The following is a 19,466-nucleotide window of genomic DNA, read 5'->3' as shown; positions in this document are numbered from 1 at the left end:
GGCGCCGCTCGGCGGCCGCCGCCGCGCCACCGGGAGCCCCGCGGGCCGCAACGCGAGGGCCTGGGCCTTCCTCGCCCCGGCGCTCATCATCATCGGCCTGTTCACCGTGTGGCCCATGATCGCCGCCCTCCGCCTGTCCTTCATGGACGCCAGCGGGTTCGGGCGCGAGGAGTTCATCGGCCTGGAGAACTACGTCACCGTCTTCACCGACCCCGACATCCGTGAAGCGGTCGTGAACACGCTCTGGTACACCGTCCTGTTCACGCCCACGGCCGTCGTCGCCGCGCTCGCGCTGGCGCTGCTGCTCAACAGCCCGCACATGCCGTTCCGGTCGTTCTTCCGGACCGCGCTGTTCGTGCCGTTCGTCGTCTCCTTCGCCGTGGCCGCCTTCGCGTGGAGCTACCTCATCGACCCGCAGGTCGGCCTCCTCAACTACTGGCTGCGCGGCATGGGCATCCAGCTCGGCAACGTCCTGGAGGACCCGAACCTGGCGATGCCCGCCGTCGCGCTCGTGGCGGTGTGGAAGCTCTTCGGGTTCTACTTCGTGATCTTCCTGGCCGGACTCCAGGACATCCCGAACACGCTCTACGAGGCCGCCCGCATGGACGGCGCCGGGCCGTGGTCGCGCCTGCGCAACATCACGCTCCCGATGCTGTCCAACACCATGGCGTTCGTGCTCATCTTCGCGATGATCGCCGCCCTCCAGGCCTTCGACCAGATCTACGTCATGACCGGCGGCGGCCCCTACGGCCACACCCAGACCCTCGTCATGGAGATCTACGAGTCCGGCTTCCGCAAGCTCGACATCGGGTTCGCCTCGGCGCTGTCGTACGTGCTGCTCATCGCGACCCTGCTGCTCAGCCTCGTGCAATTCCTGTTCTTCGGCCGCAAGGAAAAGGACCTGACCTCATGAGCGCCCTCGCCCGCCGGTCCCGGCTGCGGGACGTCACGCCCGGCACCGTACTCGCGGTGATCGCGCTCGTCCTCGTCAGCGCCGTCGTCCTGCTGCCCATCGCGATCATCGTCTTCACCGCGTTCAAGCCCGTCGCCGAGGTCAACGCGTTCCCGCCGAGCCTCCTGCCCGACACGTGGACCCTCGACAACGTCAAGGAGGTGACCTCGGAGCTGCCGTTCGCGCGCCTGGTCGGCAACAGCTTCCTGTTCGCCGGCGGCGTCACCGCGTTCGCGCTCGTCTTCGACTCGCTCGCCGCCTACGCCTTGGCGCGCATCGACTTCGCCGGACGCAAGGTCCTGCTGATCGCGATCATCGCGACCCTGATGATCCCGTTCCAGGCCACGCTGATCCCGCTCTACCAGCTCGTCGCCGACCTCGGCTGGGTCAACACCTACGCCGGGCTCATCGCGCCCCGCGCCGCCGACGCGTTCGGGATCTTCTTCCTGCGCCAGTTCTTCCTCTCGCTCCCGCGCGACGTCGACGCGGCCGCCCGCATCGACGGCGCCTCAGAGTTCCGGGTGTTCCGGTCGGTCGTGCTCCCCAACGCCGTCCCGGCCCTGCTCACCCTGGGGCTCTTCACCTTCGTCAACAACTGGAACGACCTCCTGTGGCCGCTGGTGTTCACCACCGACGCGGACATGGGCACCATCACCTCCGGCCTGACGCTCCTCACCGGACCCAGCGGCATCGTCCCCCACGGCGTCATGATGGCCGGCTCGCTCATCGCGATCCTGCCGCTCGTCATCGCGTTCCTCCTCATCCAGCGCCGCTTCATCGAGAACATCGCAACGACAGGACTCAAATGACCTCCCACCCATGGCACCGCGACGGCAGGCTCCACTTCGCGGTCGGCGTCGAGGACACCTTCGTGCCGCAGTCGCGGCCCGGCGAGCGCGCGATCGACGAGTACGCGCTCACCGAGCACTACGAGAAGTGGCACGGGGACCTCGCGCTCGCCTCCGGCGCCGGTGCCGAGCTGGTGCGCTGGGGCGTCCCCTGGCACCGGATCGAACCGGCCCTGGGGCAGTGGGACTGGAGCTGGCTCGACCGAGTCATGAACCGCTTCGCGGAGCTGGGGCTGCGCCCGATCGTGGACCTCATGCACTACGGCACGCCACTGTGGATGGAGGGGCAGTTCGCGCACCCGGACTACCCCAAGCACGTCGCCGAGTACTCCGCGGTGGTCGCCGACCGCTACGCGCACCTCGGGTTCACCGACTACACGCCGGTGAACGAGCCGATGATCCACGCGCTGTTCTCGGGGGAGTACGCCTACTGGCCGCCGTACCTGTCGGGCCCGGAGGGCCTGAGCACCATGGTCGGCCAGCTCGCGCGCGGCTTCGTGCTGGCCCAGCGGGCGATCGGCGACGTCCTCGCAGACCCCGTGTTCGTCCACGTGGACGCGGGGATGCGCTTCACCGGCGACACCGACGCCCCCGAGCACCGCGAGCACGCCGCCCGACTGAAGGAGCAGGTCTTCCTCGTCGAGGACCTCGTGACCGGCCGGGTCGACGACGCGCATCCGCTGGCGCCGTTCCTGCGCGCGAACGGCTGGGGCGACGGCGACTTCGCGTGGTTCGCCGAGGCCCCGGTCCGCCCGGACGTGGTCGGCGTCAACTACTACCCGCTGCACTCCACGGAGGTCTTCGAGGCGGGCGTGTTCCACACCGGCGGGTTCCCCGACCCGCGCCCGGTGCGCAACGACGGCACCGCGGGGCTCGTCGAGCTGCTGCGCGAGGCCGCGGACCGCTACGGCGCCCCGGTGATGCTCACCGAGACCTGCGTGACCGGCTCGGTCGAGGCCCGCCTGGCGTGGCTCGACGAGTCCGTCGCGGCCCTGCACGAGCTGCGCGAGGCGGGGACCGACGTCGTCGGGTACACGTGGTGGCCGCTGTTCGACATGTACGAGTGGACCTACCGCCACTCCCAGGAGCCGCGCGAGGCGCACCGGCTGACCATGGGCCTGTGGGAGCTCCAGGAGACCCCGGGCGGGCTCGACCGGGTCCGCACCCCGATCGCCGACCGCTTCCGCCTCCACGCCGATCACGCTGCGGCGCAGACGATTCGATAAAGTCCCCGCCGATCCCGCATAGTCCGCGGAGACACGGGTAGCCGAACTCCACAGGACTTGCACGAAGGGGACAGAGGCCGCCGGTCCGGCGCCAGGGGGGATTCGGACCGGCGGCCTCATTACGCCATAACGCCAGGGCGAGCAGCGCCACCGCGACCGCCGCCAGGCCGAGCCCCGCGATCTGGCCGCGCTGCAACCGCTCCCCGAGGACCCGCCGCGCCAGCAGGACCGTCCCGGCCGGGTAGAGCGCGACGATGACCGCGACGACCGCGAGGTCGCCGCCGCGGGCCGCCAGCAGGAACAGCAGGTTCGCGATCGAGTCGAGCGCCCCCGCCGTCGCCGACAGCGCGTACGCCGGCTTCTCCGGCCCGAGCCGCCGGTGCAGCAGCCCGGCCGCCGCCAGCGTCAGCGCCGAGGCGACCGCCCGGCCGATCAGGAGCGGCCCGACGCCGCTGTCATCGGGCGCCTGGTGCAGGAACACCAGTTGCAGCGCGATGGCCGCGCCCGCCCCGAACGCGAGCAGCAGGGCCTTGCCCGACGGCCGTGAGGACCGCGCGCCCGGCCCGGCGCTCACCAGCACCACCGCCGCGAGCGCCAGCGGCAGGCCGATCAGCCCCGCCGTCCCGAGCCGCTCGCCCTGCACGAGCCCGACCGCGACCGGCAGCATCCCCGACACCAGGGCCGTCACCGGCGACAGCACGTTCATCGGCCCGATCGCGAGCGTCCGGTACAGCAGCAGGAACGCCGCCGCCGACGCGAACCCCGAGGCCGCGCCCCACACCAGCGTCGCCGGGGCGAACGAGGCCCCCAGCAGCGGCCACAGGGCCAGCTCCACCACCAGGCTCGCCGGGGCCGCGATCATCACCGTCCGCAGCACGTGCGCCTTGCGCGCGCCCAGCCCGCCGAGGAAGTCGGCGGCGCCGTACGCCAGAGAGCTGCCCAGCGCCAGGACGAGTGCGAACACCATGACCTCCAAGATTTGACCGGAACGAATACTAGGCCCTGGTCACCCCGTCCCGCCCCGCCCGGAACCCGCCGCACCCCGATGGCAGCATTGGGGAGTGATCATCCTGCCGCGACTCGGGGGCGCCGGGGCCCCGGCCGAGACGGCCGACACCGCGAGCGGCGCGACCGCCGCACCGGACGTGCCGTGGACGACGATCGTCCACAACGACCCGGTCAACCTCATGAGCTACGTGTCGTACGTCTTCCGCACCTACTTCGGCTACACCGAGTCCATGGCCGAGAAGCTCATGCTCGACGTCCACAACAAGGGCCGCGCCGTCGTCTCCTCCGGCAGCCGCGAGGAGATGGAGCGCGACGTCCACGCCATGCACGGCTACGGCCTCTGGGCCACCCTGAGGCAGGACCGCTGATGGAGGGCTTCGAACCGTTCCCCGGCGGCGCCGCGATCCGCCTCGGCCAGGCCGAGGCGAGCATCCTCCGCGGACTCGCTTCACAGCTCGTGGACCTCCTCGCCACCCGCGGTGAGAGCGTCGACGACCCCATCGCCGCGATCTTCGAGCCCGGCCCCAGCGAACCGCCCGCCGACCCCGTCCTGGCCCGGCTCTTCCCCGACGCCTACGACGACGCGGACGACGCCGAGGAGCACTCCGCGGAGTTCCGCCGCTTCACCGAGAACGACCTGCGCAACCGCAAGCGCGACGACGCCAAGGCCCTCATCGCCGACGTCGACGCCCTCGGCCCCGACGGCGGCATCCTCAGCCTCGACGCCGAGGACTGCCGGCGCTGGCTCGGCGCCCTCAACGACCTCCGCCTGGCCGTCGCCACCCGCCTCGGCATCGCCACCGAGGACGACGCCGAGGAGCTCTACGACCTGCCCCCCGACGACGACCGCGTCCCCACCGTCATCGTCTACTCCTGGCTCAACCTGTTGCAGGACAGCCTCGTCGAAGCGGTCATGCCCTAACGCCTTCTATGCCGCTCTTCCACGATTGCGGCCGCCCTTCGGAACGCCTCCAGGACCCTGCCGACCGCCAGGCGCTCGGCCCGGTCGGCGCGCAGGATCGCCGTGATGTGGCGCCGCGTCGGCACGTCCTCGATCTCCCGCAGCACCAGGCCCGCGCCCGTCGGGGTCGTGAACCGGGGGAGGACCGCGACCCTCCGGCTGGCCGCCACCAGCGCCTCGACCAGGCGGTTGTCGCGGATGCGCTGCGACACCCGCAGCGACACCCCCGTCGCCTGCTCGATCGACCCCAGGACGTGGTCGAACGGGTAGCCCTTCGGCACCCCGATCCACTCGCAGTCCACCAGGTCCTCGGTCCGCACGGACTCCTTCGCCGCGAGCGGATGGTCCGCGGCCATCGCCACGTCCAGGGGCTCCCTCGCCAGCGGTTCGACATGCAGCGGCGCCGTCCCCTCCGGACGCACCCCCGTGAAGCTGTGCGCGACCACGATGTCGTTGTCGGCCGCCAGCGCCGCGAACTCCGCCTCGGCGATGTCGAAGTCGCTGCACCGCAGTTCGATCGCACTCCCCTCCAGCTCCCGCATGACCTCCGGCAGCAGGAACGTCCCCGCACTGGGGAGCACCGCCACCGTCACCGTCCCGGACGGCTCTCCCCGGAACGAGTCCCACCGGGCCCGCACCCGCTCCAGCGCGGCCGCGACCTCCGCGCCGCCCCCGGCCAGCACCCGGCCCGCCTCCGTCAGCCGCAGCCCCCGGCCCGAGGGCTCCACCAGGACCATCCCGAACTCGCGCTGCGCGGCCTTCAACTGCTGCGAGACCGCCGACGGCGTCCGGTGCGTGGCATGCGCCACTTCAGTCACACTGCCCCGCAGGGCCAGTTCGCGAAGCAAGTCCAGGTGGCGTACGTCCATGAAGCGATGCTACACAGTGCCTTAAGCATTTTTCATTTGTGCTTCATCGTCCGGCCGCCGATGATTGGACCCATGCCCGTTCGCTACGTACTGCTCGCCATGGCCGTCGCCGTCATGTGGGGCCTCAACTTCATCGCCATCGACGCCTCGCTCCAGCACTTCCCGCCCATGTTCCTCGTCGCGCTCCGCTTCGCGCTCATCGCGATCCCCACGATGCTCCTCGTCAAGCGCCCCGACGTCCCCCTGCGCTGGCTCATCGGCTACGGCCTCGGCTTCGGCACCCTCCAGTTCCTGTTCCTGTACTGGGGCATGGCCGCCGGCATGCCCGTGGGCCTCGCCTCGCTCGTGCTCCAGGCCTCCGGGCCCTTCACGATGCTCCTGGGCGCCACCTTCCTGCGCGAACGCGTCACCGGCCCCCAGCTCCTCGGCATCCTCGTCGCCGTCGGCGGCCTCGCCGTGGTCGGCTGGCAGCGCGCCGAGCACGCCAGCGTCATCCCGTTCCTGCTCACCCTCGCCGGCGCCCTCGGCTGGGCCATCGGCAACATCTCCAACCGCCAGGCCCGCGCCGCCAACCCGCTGCACCTGACGCTGTGGATGTCCACGGTCCCGCCGCTGCCGATGCTCGCGCTGGCCCTCGCGATCGAGGGGCCGACGCGGATCCTCGACTCGCTGACCACCTGGACCCCGGATGCGGTCCCGGCCGTCCTCGGCCTGCTCTACACGGTCGTTATCGGCACGATCCTCGGCTCGGGCCTGTGGACCTGGCTCATGTCGCGCCACCCCGCCGGCGTCGTGGCGCCCTTCTCGATGCTGGTGCCGGTGACCGGCATGACCGCCGCGTGGCTCATCCTCGGCGAGACCGCGACCCTCCCGGAGTTCCTCGGCGGGTTCCTCGTGGTCGGCGGCGTCCTCCTCGGCGGGCTCAAGCGCCGCCCGAAGGCCCTCCCCGACCTGGTTCCGGCCGTCGCCCGCGCGGGGGACTGAGGGACCCGTCCCGGATGGCGGGCACGCGTTGCAATATTCCTAGCGGAGACGTAGGATTCGCAGGCCGCCCCGTGTGCCCGCGCTGTATCCGACGGAGTGTTCCATGCGCCAGCTGTTCAGCTTCCCCAATCCGGTCAACGAGGTCTCCGCGCGCCTCGTCGCCGGAGGCGTCGTGCTCATGAGCCTCGCCGCCCTGGTCCTCCAGGCCGAGTGGCTCGTGGTGATCATCGCCCTGGGCTTCATCGCCCGCGTCCTGACCGGCCCGACCCTGAGCGTCCTCGGGCAGCTCGTCACCCGCGTCATCACGCCCCGCCTGCCGGTCGCGGCCAAGCCCGTCCCGGGCCCGCCCAAGCGCTTCGCCCAGGGCATCGGCGTGGCCTTCTCGGCGACCTCGGCGCTGCTGCTCCTGGTCTTCGACGCCGACCTGGCCGGCTGGATCGTCCTCGGCGCGCTCGCGGCCGCCGCGACCCTGGAGTCGGTGTTCGCGTTCTGCCTCGGCTGCAAGATCTTCGCCGTCCTCATGCGCGCCGGGATCATCCCCGACACGGTCTGCGAGGCCTGCAACGACATCTCCGCCCGCACCGAGGCGAACCTCCGCCGCAAGGCCGCGGCCGCCTCAGCTCCCTAGGGTGCCGAACACCTTCGGCCACCACGCGTCCGCCTCGAACGCCCGCTCGTCCACCGCGCGCAGCGTGAACCGCATGCCCCGGTTCAGCGCGGCCCGCACGTCCGCGGCGCCCGTGGCCTCGACCGCCGCGCCGATCCTGCGCAGGAACTCCACGAACCACCGGTAGCTGGAGTTCACCCCGCGCACCGCCACGTTCGACGGGTCGAACTGGAGGACCTCCCCGGTCCCCGGGTCGAGCACGTACAGCAGGCTCGACCCCGGCTCGACCGCGCCCAGCACGATGAACCGGACGTCGAGGTCGGTCCCGTCGGCGCTGACCTGGATCTGGTCGAACACCGTCAGGCCCTCGGGCAGCACGGTGGAGTACAGGCCCGGGATGCCGTCGGGGACGTCGAGGTCGTCGGGCAGCGCCGCGGCGCTGATCCCCTTCGCGAGCCACGCCTCACGCGGGTACTGCAACGCGCTCACCTCAGGCTGCCTTCGAGCTGCATGAGCGCGATCGACCACCACGACTCCGGGTCGGCGAGCGCCCCGGGGTCGATGCCGTTCCAGGCGGCGCGCAGCGCCCTGGCCCGCGCGGGCCGCCCGGCCGCGCCGGTGTCGCCGTCGACGAACCGCGCGAACTCGTACAGGTACCCGGTCAGTGCCTTGAACGTGGAGTTCACCAGTTCGAGCGTGCCCTCCGCGACGCCCAGGAGCAGGACGCGCCCGCTCGCGGTGTCGAGGCAGAACAGCAGGTTGTCCCGGTCGGAGGGGACCGCGCCGATCACCTTGAGCTGCAAGCCGCCCTCGCCGAGGCTGATCGAGGAGTACAGCTCGAACCGCCCGGTGAGGTAGGCGGTGTAGACCGCCGACATGTCGATGGGCAGGAAGTCCACGTCCGGATACGCGGCCGCCGGGGCCGCGAACTCGCGCATCCACTCGTCCCTGGGGAACCGGATGACGTTGTCGGGCTCCCACGCCCGCAGGTACGCGTCGCGATCGGTCACTACTCCGCCTCTCCCGCAACGAGACCGGCCTCGATCAGGTACGAGTACCACGGGTCGGTCTCCCACCACGGCTCGCTCTGGCGGTCCACCGGGCCGCGGATCTCCTTGTGGCGCGGGCCGATCGCGACCGTGTCGATGAACTCGGGGACGTCGGCGCACCTGAGGACTACCGAAGAGTCCCAGCCGTACTTGAAGTACGAGTTGACGTACACGATCACTTCACCGGAGGCTTCGTCCATGAGCAGCGCGTCCTCGTAGCCGATGTCGCCGATCCGCAGCCACGTGCGGTCGTCGATCGGCTCGCCCTCCGAGTCGACCGGCCGCGAGGGCTTCACCTGCTCCTCGGGCCGGACGTCGACCCCGCCGAAGCTCGCCGCCGCCGTCAGCCGGTAGAACTCGCCCAGGCCGCCGGCCCACTCCCGCGACGGCTCGGCCCCGTCGGCGATCTCCACGACCGCGTACGTCGCGTACGGCGGGTCCTCGTCGGCGTCCTCCCAACGGCGTTCGAGCTCCTCGACCGCCCCGGTCGAGCGCAGCAGCGCGATCTTGCGCGCCATCTCGTCGCGGTGGTTCATGGTGCGTCTCCTTCACGGGTTCCCGGCTGCGCACTTCACTGTACGATGTTGATCCTGACCTGCGCCCCCGGCGGGACCTGGAGCAGCTGCGAGTTGATCTGCCCGCCCATGCCGTGGTTGGTCACCGAGTCGATGCCCCACATGTTCGCCTGCTGGTCCCTGCCGCCGAGCTGGAGCTCGTGCGCGTGGTCGATCTGCTGCTGATCCAGCTCCTGGAGCCGCCGGTTGACCTCCGCCTGGTTCTCGGAGGTGTGCAGGATCTCGTACTCCTTGTCGCGGCGCCACTGGTCGACGGTGCTGCCGCGCGTGTCGCCGTCACCGGTCTTCTTCGTCAGTTGGCCGTCCTCGCCGAGCTGCTGGAGGTGGTTCGCCTTCGCGTCGAAGTCGGCCTGGTCCCAGTCCTCGTGCTTGCGCAGGTTGATGGTCCACGAGCCGTCCTCGTTCTGCGTGGGCGGGTCGAGGTCCTTGGTGAACCCCGAGGTGTAGTCGGGCTCGTGCTTCGGGCGCTCGGGCGAGCCCTTCTTGGGGATCTCCAGGACGGTGCCGTCCTCCATCTTGCGCTTGCGCCGGTGCGGGTGCGCTTCGGGCGCGCCCGGCTGCTTCGGGCGGGCCTCGGTGATGCGGGTGCGCGTCTCGGCGGAGTCGCCGGCGTGGCTGCGGCCCGACAGCGGGCTGCGGACGCGCCTGGTGTCGGTGTCCGAGTCCGAGTCGGTACGGGGACGGCTGGTGTCGACGTCGACGTCCACATTGGTGCGGGGTCGGCGGGCGTGGAGGCCGAGCAGCCCGAATACGATCGGGACGAGCAGGGCCTGGCGGAGGAGTCGGCGCATGGCAGTCACCCGAAGAGGAGGTCGCGGAGGGCGGTGATGGAGTCGATGAGGCCGGTGATCCAGCCGAAGATCTTGCCGACCCATTCGGTGATCCTGATGACGGCCTTGGGGATGACCCAGGCGGCGCCGATGCCGACGGTGAACGCGACTTCGGCGGCCCAGGCGATGAGGGAGCCGATGCACTCGGCCACGAAGTCGCGCACGAACTCCCGGACCATGGACACCAGCTGGCCCGCGCCGCGCGTCGCCGTCCCCAGCGACAGCGCCGTCCCGCCGACACAGGCGATGACGTCGGAGTTCGCGTCGGCCATGCCCCGGTAGGCGTCGGCCGCGCCGCCGCTCCAGGACTGGACGTCGGCGATGATGGCGGTCATCTGCTCCGCCATCGCGAAGCACTCGTTCGCGACGTTGTCCCACGTCATCGCATGGGCCTCAACCAGAGTCGGGTTCCCGGCGAGCATGTCCAGAGCCTCTTTCAGGGGCTGGACGTGCTCGATGAGCCACCCCACCCCCGCGGAGGCGAGCGTCCCGATCGGGTCGATGACGGCGCCGACGGTCTCCAGGGCGACACCGAGACCGGCGACGGACGCGTCGATCCAGGACCCGGAGTCGATGGCCATCGCCAGACCCGCATACGACTCGACGATGCCCGCACCGGTGAACCCGGCGCCGGGCTGGGCCGGGACGTCGGACGCGGTGGCTACGAGATCAGTCATGCCGGCCCGCCTCAGATCTCGGCCTGGATGGAGGTGTACTCGCCGGCGACGGCCTCGTCGACGGCGTCGTAGTCGTCGGCGGTGCCGCGCACGGCCTCGGCCAGGAGCTGGAGGTTCTCCTGCGCCATGGTGGTGAGCTCCTTCTGCTCGTCCTGCCGGTTCGAGAGGATCGGCGGCAGGAACTGGCAGATGATCCCGTAGGCCTCGTTGTCCTGCGCGACGGTGTCGATCGCGGAGAGGACGGCGTCGAAGCGCTGGCGCACGGCGTCGATGTTGGCCGCGTGGGTGCGCAGGTCGTCGGTGACGACTTCGAACCGGTCGCTCACTGCTCCTCCGCCTCGGGTTCGGGGAAGCGCATCTTGATGGAGTCGACCAGCGCCCGGGCGGTGGGGGAGCCGGGGTCGAGGCGCGCCTCGACGGCCGCGCGGGCGTTCTCCATGAGGACCTTCCCGGCGTTGTCGTAGGCCTGCATGAACTGGCGCTCGGCGTGGCGAAGCTGCATGCGCTGGAAGTCCGGGGCGAACTGGACGCTGACGACGGCGCCGGAGGAGTTGAGCTTGACGGCCACCACGCCGTTGTCGTCCCGGCCGACCGCGGTCAGCTCCTGGACGGCCTCGGACGCGGCGATGGCGTCGGCGGCCCGTTTCTCGGCACGCTCCTTCCAGTCCGCCAGGGCGGCCCGGGCGTCCTCGGGGGCGCTGATGTTCGCGAAGGGGTTGTTGTTGTCCACAGCTGTCCCGTTCCGTGCGAGGACCCGTGGATACCGAGGGTCCGGCAGTGGTTACAACTACGGAATATAAGGCTTGTTCACTATCCGTGGGAAGCGTCCCTGTTGCGGGAGTGCACTGCGCAACACCAGTGAGATTGAAGTGATTCGATTGGCCGCGTGGTTGGCACGAATTCGGGAGACAAGGACTCAGCTGGTCGGAAGGTGCCTCGCCACAATGGCCCCGGCGTCCTTCGCCGGCACCGACCCGTAGTTCAGGCCGCGGCCCTCGCCGAGCCTGGAGGCGCAGAACGCGTCGGCGACCTCGGTGGGGGAGTGGCGCACCAGCAGCGACGCCTGCAGCGCCAGGCCGAGGTCCTCGGTGAGCCGCCGCGCCCCCGTGGGGCCGAGGCCGGCGGCGAGGGTCCGCTTCACCCCGTCCACATGCGCCGCCAGCCGCGCGTCGGCGGCCGCCGCCGGTTCGACCTCGGCGAGGAACGCCTCCGCGGTCTCGGGGGCGGTCGCCAAGGCGCGCAGCACGTCCAGGGCGATGACGTTGCCCGAGCCCTCCCAGATCGACAGCAGCGGCTGCTCGCGGTAGCGGCGCGCGAGCGGCGCCTCCTCGATGTATCCGTTGCCGCCCAGACATTCGAGGGCTTCGGCCGCATGCGCGGGGCCGCGCTTGCACACCCAGTACTTCGCGACCGCGGTGGCCAGGCGCCGGAACGCGGCCTGCCCGGGGTCGTCGTAGGCCGAGGCCAGGCGCATCATGACCGCGGTCGCGGCCTCGGATTCGACGCTGAGGTCGGCGAGGACCTGCGTCATGAGCGGCTGGTCGACCAGGCGCCTGCCGAACGCGCTGCGGTGCGCCGCATGCCAGGTCGCCTCGGCGACGGACTGGCGCATCCCGGCGGCGGTGGCGATGACGCAGTCGAGGCGGGTGTGGTTGACCATCTCGATGATCACCGAGACGCCGCGGCCCTCCTCGCCGACGAGGTGGGCGAGGGCGTCGTCCAGTTCGATCTCGGCGGAGGCGTTGGACTTGTTGCCGAGCTTGTCCTTCAAGCGCTGCAAGCGGATCGCGTTCCGCGTCCCGTCGGGGAGGACGCGCGGCAGCAGGAAGCACGAGAGGCCGCCGGGGGCCTGGGCGAGGACCAGGAACGCGTCGTTCATCGGCGCCGAGCAGAACCACTTGTGGCCGCGCAGCACGTACGAGCCGTCCCCGGCGGGGGCCGCGGTCGTGGTGTTGGCGCGGACGTCGGAGCCGCCCTGCTTCTCGGTCATCGCCATGCCGACGAGGACGCCGGCCTTCTCGGCGGCTGGGCGCAGCCCGAAGTCGTAAGTGCGCGAGGTGATCCGCGGCTCCCACTCGGCCGCGAGCGCGGGCTCGGCGCGCAGGGCCGGGACCGCGGCGTACGTCATGGACACCGGGCAGCAGTGGCCCGGCTCGACCTGCGCGAGCAGCGACATGAGCACCGCCCGCGCCGCGTGCGCGCCCGCCTTCGGTGCCTCCCAGGGCATCGCGTGCGCGCCGTACTCGACGGCCAGGCCCATGAACCGGTGCCAGGACGGGTGGAAGTCGACCTCGTCGGCGCGGTTGCCGTACCGGTCGTGGGTGCGCAGCACCGGCGGGTACCGGTGGGCCTCTTCGGCCCAGCGAGCGGCCTCGGCCGATCCGAGGACCGCGCCGAGCCGGCGCGCGTCGTCCTCGACCCAGTCCGCCCCGGCCCGGGCCGCGGCCTCGCGCAGGGGAATGTTCGCGTCGTACAGGTTCAGGTCCGCGAGCGGNCGACGTGGGTCTCGGTCATGGTGCTCCCCGGGCTCGGCAGGTCCCACATCGTAGTACGCGGGGGTGCGGCCGGACCACTGGTCCGGCCGCACCCGCTCACCGGTCTAGAAGGCGCCGTTCGGCATCCGGCTGCGCGCGTCGAGCGCGGCCACATCGCCCGGGAAGTCCAGGTTCGGGCAGCTCAAGCCCTCCTCGGGGACGGTCCGGTCGGTGTAGTAGGCGTTGACCGCGTCGTCGACGCAGGTCGAGTACCCGCCGTAGATGGTGTGGAAGTAGCCCTCGTAGGTGATGAGGTGCCCGTCGGCCTGCTCCGAGGAGGCCAGGGTCCACGGGTAGACCGTGGCCGGGTCGTGCTCGTTGCCGATGAACACGATCGGGGGCGCGGAGCGGGGGACGTCCAGCTCCTCGCGCTCGTTCGTGTAGTCGATGTCCGAGCCGATGCAGGTGAGCGCGTGCTGGTTGTACGGCGTCCACTCCACGTTGGGGGAGTCCTCGGCGAGGTCGGCGACGAGCGTCGCGAGCTCGTCGTAGTCCTCGATCTCCCAGCCCCAGTCCTGGCACCAGGCCGGGTAGTAGAGGTACTCGTACTCGGGCTCCTCCTCCTGGAGCAGCCGGGCCCCCGGCAGCAGGACGCCGTCGCGCATGGCGGCGTACTCCTCGGCCAGGGCGGTCCAGCCCTGCGGGTAGTTCGCGGTGAAGGTGAAGTTCTCGGCCAGGCCGATGAAGTCGAGCGGCAGGCCCTCGTACGGGTCGGTCAGCTCGCCGGCCCGCGCCTTGGCCTTCAGCTCGGCGTACACGGTCTCGACGTCCTCGCCGTAGAGCGCGCACTCGGGCGCGGACTCGCACCACTCGGCGAAGGAGACGAAGTTCTCCTCGACGGCCGCGGTCTCGGTCCGCATGAAGTCCCATGTGGATTCGAGGCTGTGGTCCATGTTGCCGTCCAGGACCATCGTGCGGATGTGGCGCGGGTACTCCTCGGCGTACTGCTGGCCCATGATGGTCCCGTACGAGTAGCCGAGGTAGTTGAGCCTGCCCTCGCCGAGGGCGCGGCGGATGCGCTCGATGTCCTCGACGGTCTCCAGGTTCGAGACGTGGTCGAACAGCCGCCCGGTGCGGTCGCGGCAGTCCTCGGTGAGCGCCTCGTTGGCGTCCTCGCGGGCCTCGAATCCGGCCTGGTCGGTCGGGAAGGGGACCGAGAGCATGTCGAGGAGCGCGTCCTCGCCGCACAGCACCTGGGTGCTGGTGTTGATGCCGCGCGGGTCGAAGCCGACGATGTCGAACCGCTCGGCGGCCTCGCCGGTCAGCGGGTTCCAGTTGATGATCGTGTCGACGCCGGAGCCGCCGGGCCCGCCCGGGTCCATGAGGACGGTGCCGATCTTCTCGTCCGGGTTGGTCGCCTCGCGCTTGGCCAGGCCGATCTCGATCGTGCCGCGCCAGGGCCGCGAGTAGTCGAGCGGGACATCGATCTGGGCGCACTCCACCCCTTCGGCGGGGTCGACGTCGGGGCAGGGGCCCCAGTCGATGCCGCGCGGGTGGGCCGAGGCCGAGAGCGGGTTGACGGCGAGGAACGTGAGGGTGAGCGCGGCGGCGGATGCCGCGGCCGCGAGGGTGCGGGTGAGTGGTCTCAAGCCGGAATGCCTTCCAGTCGAAGGGGGTCCCTTCCGCGCGGAGGTGCGCGGTTCCTCTCAGGATTGTAAAGAACGTACGCATTTGCCGGGGGTCACCGGCGATGTCCCTTTAGTCCGTCGAAACCGCTTCCGTCACTGCCGCAACGGGAGTGCTCACGCCGCGGGCAGGAGCAGCCCTTCGAGGTGGGACCGGAGCTCGGCGCCGATGTCGACCGCCTCGGGGTCGTAGAGCCACTGCACCTGGAGGCCGTCCCACAGCGCGACGAACCACCGGGCCTCGCGGCGCGGGTCGCGGCCCGGGTCTATCTGGCCGCTGGCCCGGAGCATCGCCATGACCGACTCGAAGTGCGCGACCACCCATTCGAAGCGGCGCTTGAAGTACCCGTGCGCGGGGTGCCCGAGGGCGGTGGCCTCCCCCGAGAGGACCGTGTACAGCTCGATGAGGCCGGGGCGGGCGCCGTCGCTGCGCGCGCCCGCGACGATCTCCCGCAGGAACGCCCTGGGCCGCAACGGCTCGCGAATGCGCTCGTTGACGCGCTCGTCGCGGCGGGTGACCACCGCCGTCAGCAGCTCGTCCTTGGTCCCGAAGTGGTGCAGCAGCGTCGACTTCGAGGACCCGACGCGGGAGGCGATGTCGCTCAAGGAGGTCGAGGCGAACCCGCGCTCGGCGAACAGCTCGGTCGCCGAGTCGATGATCTTCGCGCGCCGCTCGCGGCCGGGCGCGTACCCGGTCTCGTCGGGGACCAGGGCCTCCTGCACCTCCACGGCCATGCCCGCCTCGGCGGCCGGGGCCTCGGAGAAAAGGTCCCCGCGCGGCCCGCCCGCGCGCGCGAAGTGCGCGTCCAGCTCGGCGGGCACGTCGACCTCGTCGAGGTACAGCGACATGACCTGGAGGCCGTCCCACGCGGCGATGAGGCCGCGCTCGATCGCGAAGGCGCCGTGCCTGACCTGCCGCAGCTGGTCGTAGCGGCGCCGCATGTGCTCGTGCGCCGGGTGCGACGACGAGGCCGCCTCCCCCGCGAGCGCCGCGAACAGCTCCACGTACCCCGTGACGTCGGCGTTCCGGCGCGCCAGCGCCGGGACCGAGACCTCCGGCGGCAGGTCCAGGTGCTCGTCGTACCAGGCCCGGTTGGCGTCCTCCCAGCGCGTGAGCAGCGCCAGCAGCAGGTCGTCCTTGGAGGAGAAGTACCGCAGGAGCGAGGCGTGCGAGATGCCGGCCTTCGCGGCGATCCCCCGCAGCGAGACCCCGCCGAAGCCCTCGGCGGCGAACAGGTCGCGGGCCGCGTCCAGCAGCTCCTCGCGGCGGGCGAGGCCGGGGGCGTAGCGGCGCACAGTGGGCACTCGGGCTCCTTTCGGGCGGCGCCTGCGCACCGCGCGCCAAGCCTATACGTCCTTGAGCGAATTCCGAGACCAAAAAGCTAACCAGTCGGTCAGGTTTCGAGCTACAGTCCTGAACAGCGGGGGCGACGGAGCCCCCACTGGAGAAAGGTCCCTCCGATGACAACGTCGTCACCTCTGGCCGCGGAAGCCCCCCTCGCGCCCGCCCGCGAACCCCGCAGCTACCCCTTCGCGCTCGCCGGAGCCAACTTCGGCCTCTACGTCGCGCTGCTGACCCCGGTCATGGTCTCCATGGCCTTCAAGGTCCAGCACCTCACCGGCTCCCCCGAGGAGGCCGCCTCCTCCCTCGGCCTGGTCCTCGGCGTCGGCGCCTTCTTCGCCCTCGTCGCCAACCCCCTCGTCGGCCGCCTGTCCGACCGCACCACCTCCCGCTTCGGCATGCGCCGCCCCTGGATCGCCGGCGGCGTGGTCACCGGCTTCCTCGCCCTCGCCCTCATCGGCGCCGCCCAGTCCGTGTGGGTGGTCCTCCTCGGCTGGTGCGTCGCCCAGACCGCCCTCAACGCCGTCATGGCCGCCGCCAACGCCACCCTCCCCGACCAGGTCCCCGCCGAACGCCGCGGCAAGACCTCCGGCATCGTCGGCATCACCACCCCGCTGGGCATCCTCGGCGGCTCGGTCCTGGTCAACTTCATCGACGGCGACTTCGCCCGCTTCACCGTCCCGGCCGCCCTCGCCGTCGTCCTGTGCCTGCTCTTCGTCTTCACCCTCAAAGACCGCGTCCTCACCGAGAAGCCCGCCCAGCGCTTCACCATCGGCCAGTTCCTCGGGTCCTTCGTGTTCAACCCCGTCAAGCACCGCGACTTCGCCTGGACCTGGCTCACCAAGTTCCTCGTCATGTTCGGCTACGCGGGCATCGCCGCCTACCTGCCGTACTACCTCACCGAGGAGTTCCACCTCAGCGAGCAGGAGGCCGTCTCCACGATCCTGGCCGCGAACGTCGCCTCGATGCTCATGATGGCCCTGTCCAGCCCCATCGGCGGCGTCATCTCCGACCGCCTCGGCAAGCGCCGCGCCCCGGTCGCCTTCGCCGGCGTCGTCATGGCCGTCGGCCTCGCCATCCTCGCCTTCGCCCCGAGCGTGGCCGTCGTCGTGATCGCCCAGGGCGTCATCGGCCTCGGCGCGGGCGCGTTCTTCTCCGTCGACCTCGCGCTGGCCACCCAGGTCCTGCCGAACCCCGACGACACCGCGAAGGACCTCGGCGTCCTCAACATCGCCAACGCCCTGCCGCAGTCGATCGCCCCCGCCATCGCCCCGGCGGTCCTCGCGATCGGCGGCGCGACCCCGCTCGGCGGCTACCCGTTCTGGTACCTGTTCGGCGCGGTCGTCGCGCTCGCGGGCGCCGTCCTGGTCTACCGCATCAAGGCCGTGAAGTAGAAAGGAAACCGACCATGTCCGATCTCGACACCCGATACAAGGACGCCTCGCTCCCGGTCGCCGACCGCGTGGAGATCCTCCTGGCGCAGATGAGCCTGGAGGAGAAGGCCGGGCTGTTCTTCCACACGATCATCGTCCCCAGCGAGGACGGCGAACTGGCCGGCCCGGACGCGATGTTCGGCGGACCCTCCAATGAGGAGTACGTCTCCGGGCTCCTCATGAACCACTTCAACCTCCTCGGCGGCATGCCGTCGGCGCGCCTGGGCGCCCGCTGGCACAACCGCCTCCAGGAGGCCGCGCTCAAGACCCGCCTCGGCATCCCGGTCACCATCTCGACCGACCCGCGGCACGCCTTCAGCGACAACCCCCTGGCCGCCCTGGCCTCCGGCGCGTTCTCGCAGTGGCCCGACATGCTCGGCCTCGGCGCCCTCCAGGACGAGGGCCTCGTGGAGCGCTTCGGCGACATCGCCCGCCGCGAGTACACCGCGGTCGGCATCCGCGTCGCCCTGCACCCGCAGATCGACATCTCCACCGACTCCCGCTGGGCCCGCCAGCTCAACACCTTCGGCGAGGACCCCGACACCGTCTCGCGCCTCGGCGCCGCCTACATCCGCGGCTTCCAAGGGGCCGAGCTCGGACCGGAGTCGGTGGCCGCCATGGCCAAGCACTTCCCCGGCGGCGGCCCCCAGAAGGACGGCGAGGACCCGCACTTCGCCTACGGCCGCGAACAGGTCTACCCCGGCGGGAAGTTCGAGCTCCACCTCCAGCCGTTCGAGGCCGCCCTCAGTGCCGGCGTCTCGCAGATCATGCCGTACTACGGGATGCCCGTCGGCACCGAATACGAGGAGGTCGGCTTCGGCTTCAACAAGTCCGTGCTCACCGGGCTCCTGCGCGAGCGCTACGGCTTCGACGGGATCGTGTGCACCGACTGGGGCCTGATCTCCGACGGCGAGATCATGGGCCAGCCGTTCCCCGCCCGCGCCTGGGGCGTCGAGCACCTGACCCCGCGCGAGCGCATGATCAAGATCCTCGACGCCGGCGCCGACCAGTTCGGCGGCGAGGCCCTCCCCGACCTCCTCGTCGACATCGTCAAAGCGGGCGAAGTCTCGGAGGAGCGCATCGACGCCTCCGCGCGCCGCCTCCTGCGCGAGAAGTTCGTCCTCGGCCTGTTCGACCGGCCGTTCGTCGACGAGGACGAGGCCGAGCGCACCGTCGGCGCCGCCGAGTTCGCGGCCGCCGGCGAAGCCGCCCAGCGCGCCTCGGTCACGCTCCTGACCAACGACGGGACCCTCCCGCTCCGCAAGGGCCTCAAGCTCTACGTCGAGGGCATCGACACCGAGACCGCCGCCGAGTACGGCACCGTCGTCGCCACCCCCGAGGAGGCCGACGCCGCCGTCATCCGGCTCCAGGCCCCCTTCGAGCAGCGCGCCACCGTGTTCGAGAACTTCTTCCACGCCGGATCGCTCGAATTCCCGGCCGAGACGGTCGACCACGTCGCCGCCGTCGCGGCCGCCGTCCCCACCGTCGTGGACGTCTTCCTCGACCGGCCCGCGATCCTCGGACCCGTCGTCGACGCCGCCGCGGCCGTCACCGGCAACTACGGGACCAGCGCCCGGGCCCTCCTCGACGTCCTCACCGGCAAGGACGCGCCGCGCGGGAAGCTCCCGTTCGACGTGCCCTCCAGCACCGAGGCCGTCGCCGCCAGCCGCCCCGATGTGCCGTTCGACACGAAGGACCCGCGCTTCCGCTTCGGACACGGCCTGACCTACTAGTCGTGTTCGCGACATGCGGGGACCGTGTGCTACGGTTCCCGCATGTCCGCCGTCCGCTGGTATCAGCGCTTTACGCAGGCTCCGGGTGGAGCCCGCGGTCACTCGCGCTGACCTACGGACACCCGGAGCCACAAGGCAGAGACGATCGTCTCTGCCTTTCGTCGTGAGGCGGGCCGGCCCGGGCTGAATCTGCGTGGACATCCACCCGCCTCT

At 71.1% G+C, this 19,466-nt stretch carries 20 protein-coding genes and 1 pseudogene; 9 read left to right on the top strand and 12 right to left on the bottom strand.

Annotated elements, in window-relative coordinates:
• The 3 genes from DI269_RS06960 to DI269_RS06950 form a co-directional block, all read left to right on the top strand.
• On the top strand, positions 1–913 hold a 913-nt coding region (locus tag DI269_RS06960), incomplete at its 5' end, for a carbohydrate ABC transporter permease (RefSeq protein WP_198667220.1).
• Positions 910–1,761 carry a carbohydrate ABC transporter permease gene (locus tag DI269_RS06955; protein WP_112134373.1) on the top strand — a complete coding sequence of 284 codons (852 nt, stop codon included), beginning with the start codon at positions 910–912 and terminating at the stop codon, positions 1,759–1,761. The genes DI269_RS06960 and DI269_RS06955, both read left to right, overlap by 4 nt.
• Positions 1,758–3,026: a family 1 glycosylhydrolase gene (locus DI269_RS06950; RefSeq protein ID WP_112134372.1), complete on the top strand. Its 1,269-nt coding sequence runs from the start codon at positions 1,758–1,760 to the stop codon at positions 3,024–3,026. The genes DI269_RS06955 and DI269_RS06950 overlap by 4 nt, the downstream gene beginning before the upstream one ends.
• 133 nt (positions 3,027–3,159) lie before the next feature.
• Here the strand turns inward: DI269_RS06950 and DI269_RS29005 are convergent.
• Positions 3,160–3,990 (bottom strand): annotated as a pseudogene (locus tag DI269_RS29005) (EamA family transporter); the annotation flags it as partial.
• Between the two features lie 181 nt (positions 3,991–4,171).
• Here DI269_RS29005 and clpS point away from each other — a divergent pair.
• Entirely contained in the window at positions 4,172–4,402 is a 231-nt protein-coding gene (clpS, locus tag DI269_RS06940) for an ATP-dependent Clp protease adapter ClpS (RefSeq protein ID WP_408612273.1), read from the top strand.
• Positions 4,402–4,956, top strand: a complete 555-nt coding sequence (locus DI269_RS06935; RefSeq protein ID WP_112134370.1) for a DUF2017 domain-containing protein — start codon at positions 4,402–4,404, stop codon at positions 4,954–4,956. Before clpS ends, DI269_RS06935 begins: the two co-directional genes overlap by 1 nt.
• Here DI269_RS06935 and DI269_RS06930 read toward each other — a convergent pair.
• Positions 4,953–5,864: a LysR family transcriptional regulator gene (locus DI269_RS06930; RefSeq protein ID WP_112134369.1), complete on the bottom strand. Its 912-nt coding sequence runs from the start codon at positions 5,862–5,864 to the stop codon at positions 4,953–4,955. The two genes, DI269_RS06935 and DI269_RS06930, sit on opposite strands and share 4 nt — an antisense overlap.
• 72 nt (positions 5,865–5,936) lie before the next feature.
• Here DI269_RS06930 and DI269_RS06925 point away from each other — a divergent pair, with 72 nt between their 5' ends.
• Together DI269_RS06925 and DI269_RS06920 are read left to right on the top strand one after the other, a co-directional pair.
• Entirely contained in the window at positions 5,937–6,848 is a 912-nt protein-coding gene (locus tag DI269_RS06925) for an EamA family transporter (protein WP_112134368.1), read from the top strand.
• Between the two features lie 103 nt (positions 6,849–6,951).
• Entirely contained in the window at positions 6,952–7,476 is a 525-nt protein-coding gene (locus DI269_RS06920) for a DUF4395 domain-containing protein (protein WP_112134367.1), read from the top strand.
• On the opposite strand, the gene DI269_RS06915 is transcribed toward DI269_RS06920, so the two are convergent.
• The 10 genes from DI269_RS06915 to DI269_RS06875 all read right to left on the bottom strand — a co-directional run bounded on the left by DI269_RS06915 (position 7,465) and on the right by DI269_RS06875 (position 16,050).
• The gene (locus DI269_RS06915) at positions 7,465–7,944 is read right to left on the bottom strand and encodes an SUKH-4 family immunity protein (RefSeq protein ID WP_157974807.1); all 480 of its coding nucleotides are present in this window, start codon (positions 7,942–7,944) and stop codon (positions 7,465–7,467) included. The two genes, DI269_RS06920 and DI269_RS06915, sit on opposite strands and share 12 nt — an antisense overlap.
• Entirely contained in the window at positions 7,941–8,465 is a 525-nt protein-coding gene (locus tag DI269_RS06910) for an SUKH-4 family immunity protein (protein ID WP_112134366.1), read from the bottom strand. Before DI269_RS06910 ends, DI269_RS06915 begins: the two co-directional genes overlap by 4 nt.
• Positions 8,465–9,040, bottom strand: a complete 576-nt coding sequence (locus DI269_RS06905; protein ID WP_112134365.1) for a hypothetical protein — start codon at positions 9,038–9,040, stop codon at positions 8,465–8,467. The genes DI269_RS06910 and DI269_RS06905 overlap by 1 nt, the downstream gene beginning before the upstream one ends.
• Before the next feature lie 35 nt (positions 9,041–9,075).
• Positions 9,076–9,870 carry a hypothetical protein gene (locus DI269_RS06900; RefSeq protein ID WP_157974806.1) on the bottom strand — a complete coding sequence of 265 codons (795 nt, stop codon included), beginning with the start codon at positions 9,868–9,870 and terminating at the stop codon, positions 9,076–9,078.
• Between the two features lie 5 nt (positions 9,871–9,875).
• On the bottom strand, positions 9,876–10,586 hold the full coding sequence (locus tag DI269_RS06895) for a hypothetical protein (RefSeq protein WP_112134363.1): 711 nt from the start codon (positions 10,584–10,586) through the stop codon (positions 9,876–9,878).
• Positions 10,587–10,597: 11 nt separating this feature from the next.
• Positions 10,598–10,912 carry a type VII secretion target gene (locus DI269_RS26855; RefSeq protein WP_157974805.1) on the bottom strand — a complete coding sequence of 105 codons (315 nt, stop codon included), beginning with the start codon at positions 10,910–10,912 and terminating at the stop codon, positions 10,598–10,600.
• Positions 10,909–11,316 carry a hypothetical protein gene (locus DI269_RS26850; protein WP_157974804.1) on the bottom strand — a complete coding sequence of 136 codons (408 nt, stop codon included), beginning with the start codon at positions 11,314–11,316 and terminating at the stop codon, positions 10,909–10,911. Before DI269_RS26850 ends, DI269_RS26855 begins: the two co-directional genes overlap by 4 nt.
• Positions 11,317–11,502: 186 nt before the next feature.
• Positions 11,503–13,128, bottom strand: a complete 1,626-nt coding sequence (locus DI269_RS06885; RefSeq protein ID WP_198667221.1) for an acyl-CoA dehydrogenase family protein — start codon at positions 13,126–13,128, stop codon at positions 11,503–11,505.
• A gap of 57 nt (positions 13,129–13,185) precedes the next feature.
• The gene (locus tag DI269_RS06880) at positions 13,186–14,709 is read right to left on the bottom strand and encodes an alpha/beta hydrolase (RefSeq protein WP_112134362.1); all 1,524 of its coding nucleotides are present in this window, start codon (positions 14,707–14,709) and stop codon (positions 13,186–13,188) included.
• A gap of 153 nt (positions 14,710–14,862) precedes the next feature.
• On the bottom strand, positions 14,863–16,050 hold the full coding sequence (locus DI269_RS06875) for a TetR/AcrR family transcriptional regulator (protein ID WP_198667219.1): 1,188 nt from the start codon (positions 16,048–16,050) through the stop codon (positions 14,863–14,865).
• A 156-nt stretch (positions 16,051–16,206) separates the two neighbouring features.
• On the opposite strand from DI269_RS06875, the gene DI269_RS06870 reads away from it, so the two are divergent.
• Entirely contained in the window at positions 16,207–17,481 is a 1,275-nt protein-coding gene (locus DI269_RS06870) for an MFS transporter (protein ID WP_112134360.1), read from the top strand.
• Between the two features lie 14 nt (positions 17,482–17,495).
• On the top strand, positions 17,496–19,253 hold the full coding sequence (locus DI269_RS06865) for a glycoside hydrolase family 3 protein (protein WP_112134359.1): 1,758 nt from the start codon (positions 17,496–17,498) through the stop codon (positions 19,251–19,253).
• Positions 19,254–19,466: the final 213 nt, after the last annotated feature.

This window comes from Glycomyces dulcitolivorans, from assembly GCF_003265355.1.
Lineage (GTDB): Bacteria > Actinomycetota > Actinomycetes > Mycobacteriales > Micromonosporaceae > Glycomyces > Glycomyces dulcitolivorans.
The sequence above is the reverse complement of the archived record's forward strand: the minus strand, read 5'-3'. Positions and strand labels throughout refer to the sequence as shown.

Coding starts and splice junctions, on each gene's coding strand:
- DI269_RS06955 (WP_112134373.1), top strand. CDS start 910: ATGAGCGCCCTCGCCCGCCGGTCCCGGCTGCGGGACGTCACGCCCGGC.
- DI269_RS06950 (WP_112134372.1), top strand. CDS start 1,758: ATGACCTCCCACCCATGGCACCGCGACGGCAGGCTCCACTTCGCGGTC.
- DI269_RS06935 (WP_112134370.1), top strand. CDS start 4,402: ATGGAGGGCTTCGAACCGTTCCCCGGCGGCGCCGCGATCCGCCTCGGC.
- DI269_RS06930 (WP_112134369.1), bottom strand. CDS start 5,864: ATGGACGTACGCCACCTGGACTTGCTTCGCGAACTGGCCCTGCGGGGC.
- DI269_RS06925 (WP_112134368.1), top strand. CDS start 5,937: ATGCCCGTTCGCTACGTACTGCTCGCCATGGCCGTCGCCGTCATGTGG.
- DI269_RS06920 (WP_112134367.1), top strand. CDS start 6,952: ATGCGCCAGCTGTTCAGCTTCCCCAATCCGGTCAACGAGGTCTCCGCG.
- DI269_RS06905 (WP_112134365.1), bottom strand. CDS start 9,040: ATGAACCACCGCGACGAGATGGCGCGCAAGATCGCGCTGCTGCGCTCG.
- DI269_RS06900 (WP_157974806.1), bottom strand. CDS start 9,870: ATGCGCCGACTCCTCCGCCAGGCCCTGCTCGTCCCGATCGTATTCGGG.
- DI269_RS06895 (WP_112134363.1), bottom strand. CDS start 10,586: ATGACTGATCTCGTAGCCACCGCGTCCGACGTCCCGGCCCAGCCCGGC.
- DI269_RS06870 (WP_112134360.1), top strand. CDS start 16,207: ATGACAACGTCGTCACCTCTGGCCGCGGAAGCCCCCCTCGCGCCCGCC.
- DI269_RS06865 (WP_112134359.1), top strand. CDS start 17,496: ATGTCCGATCTCGACACCCGATACAAGGACGCCTCGCTCCCGGTCGCC.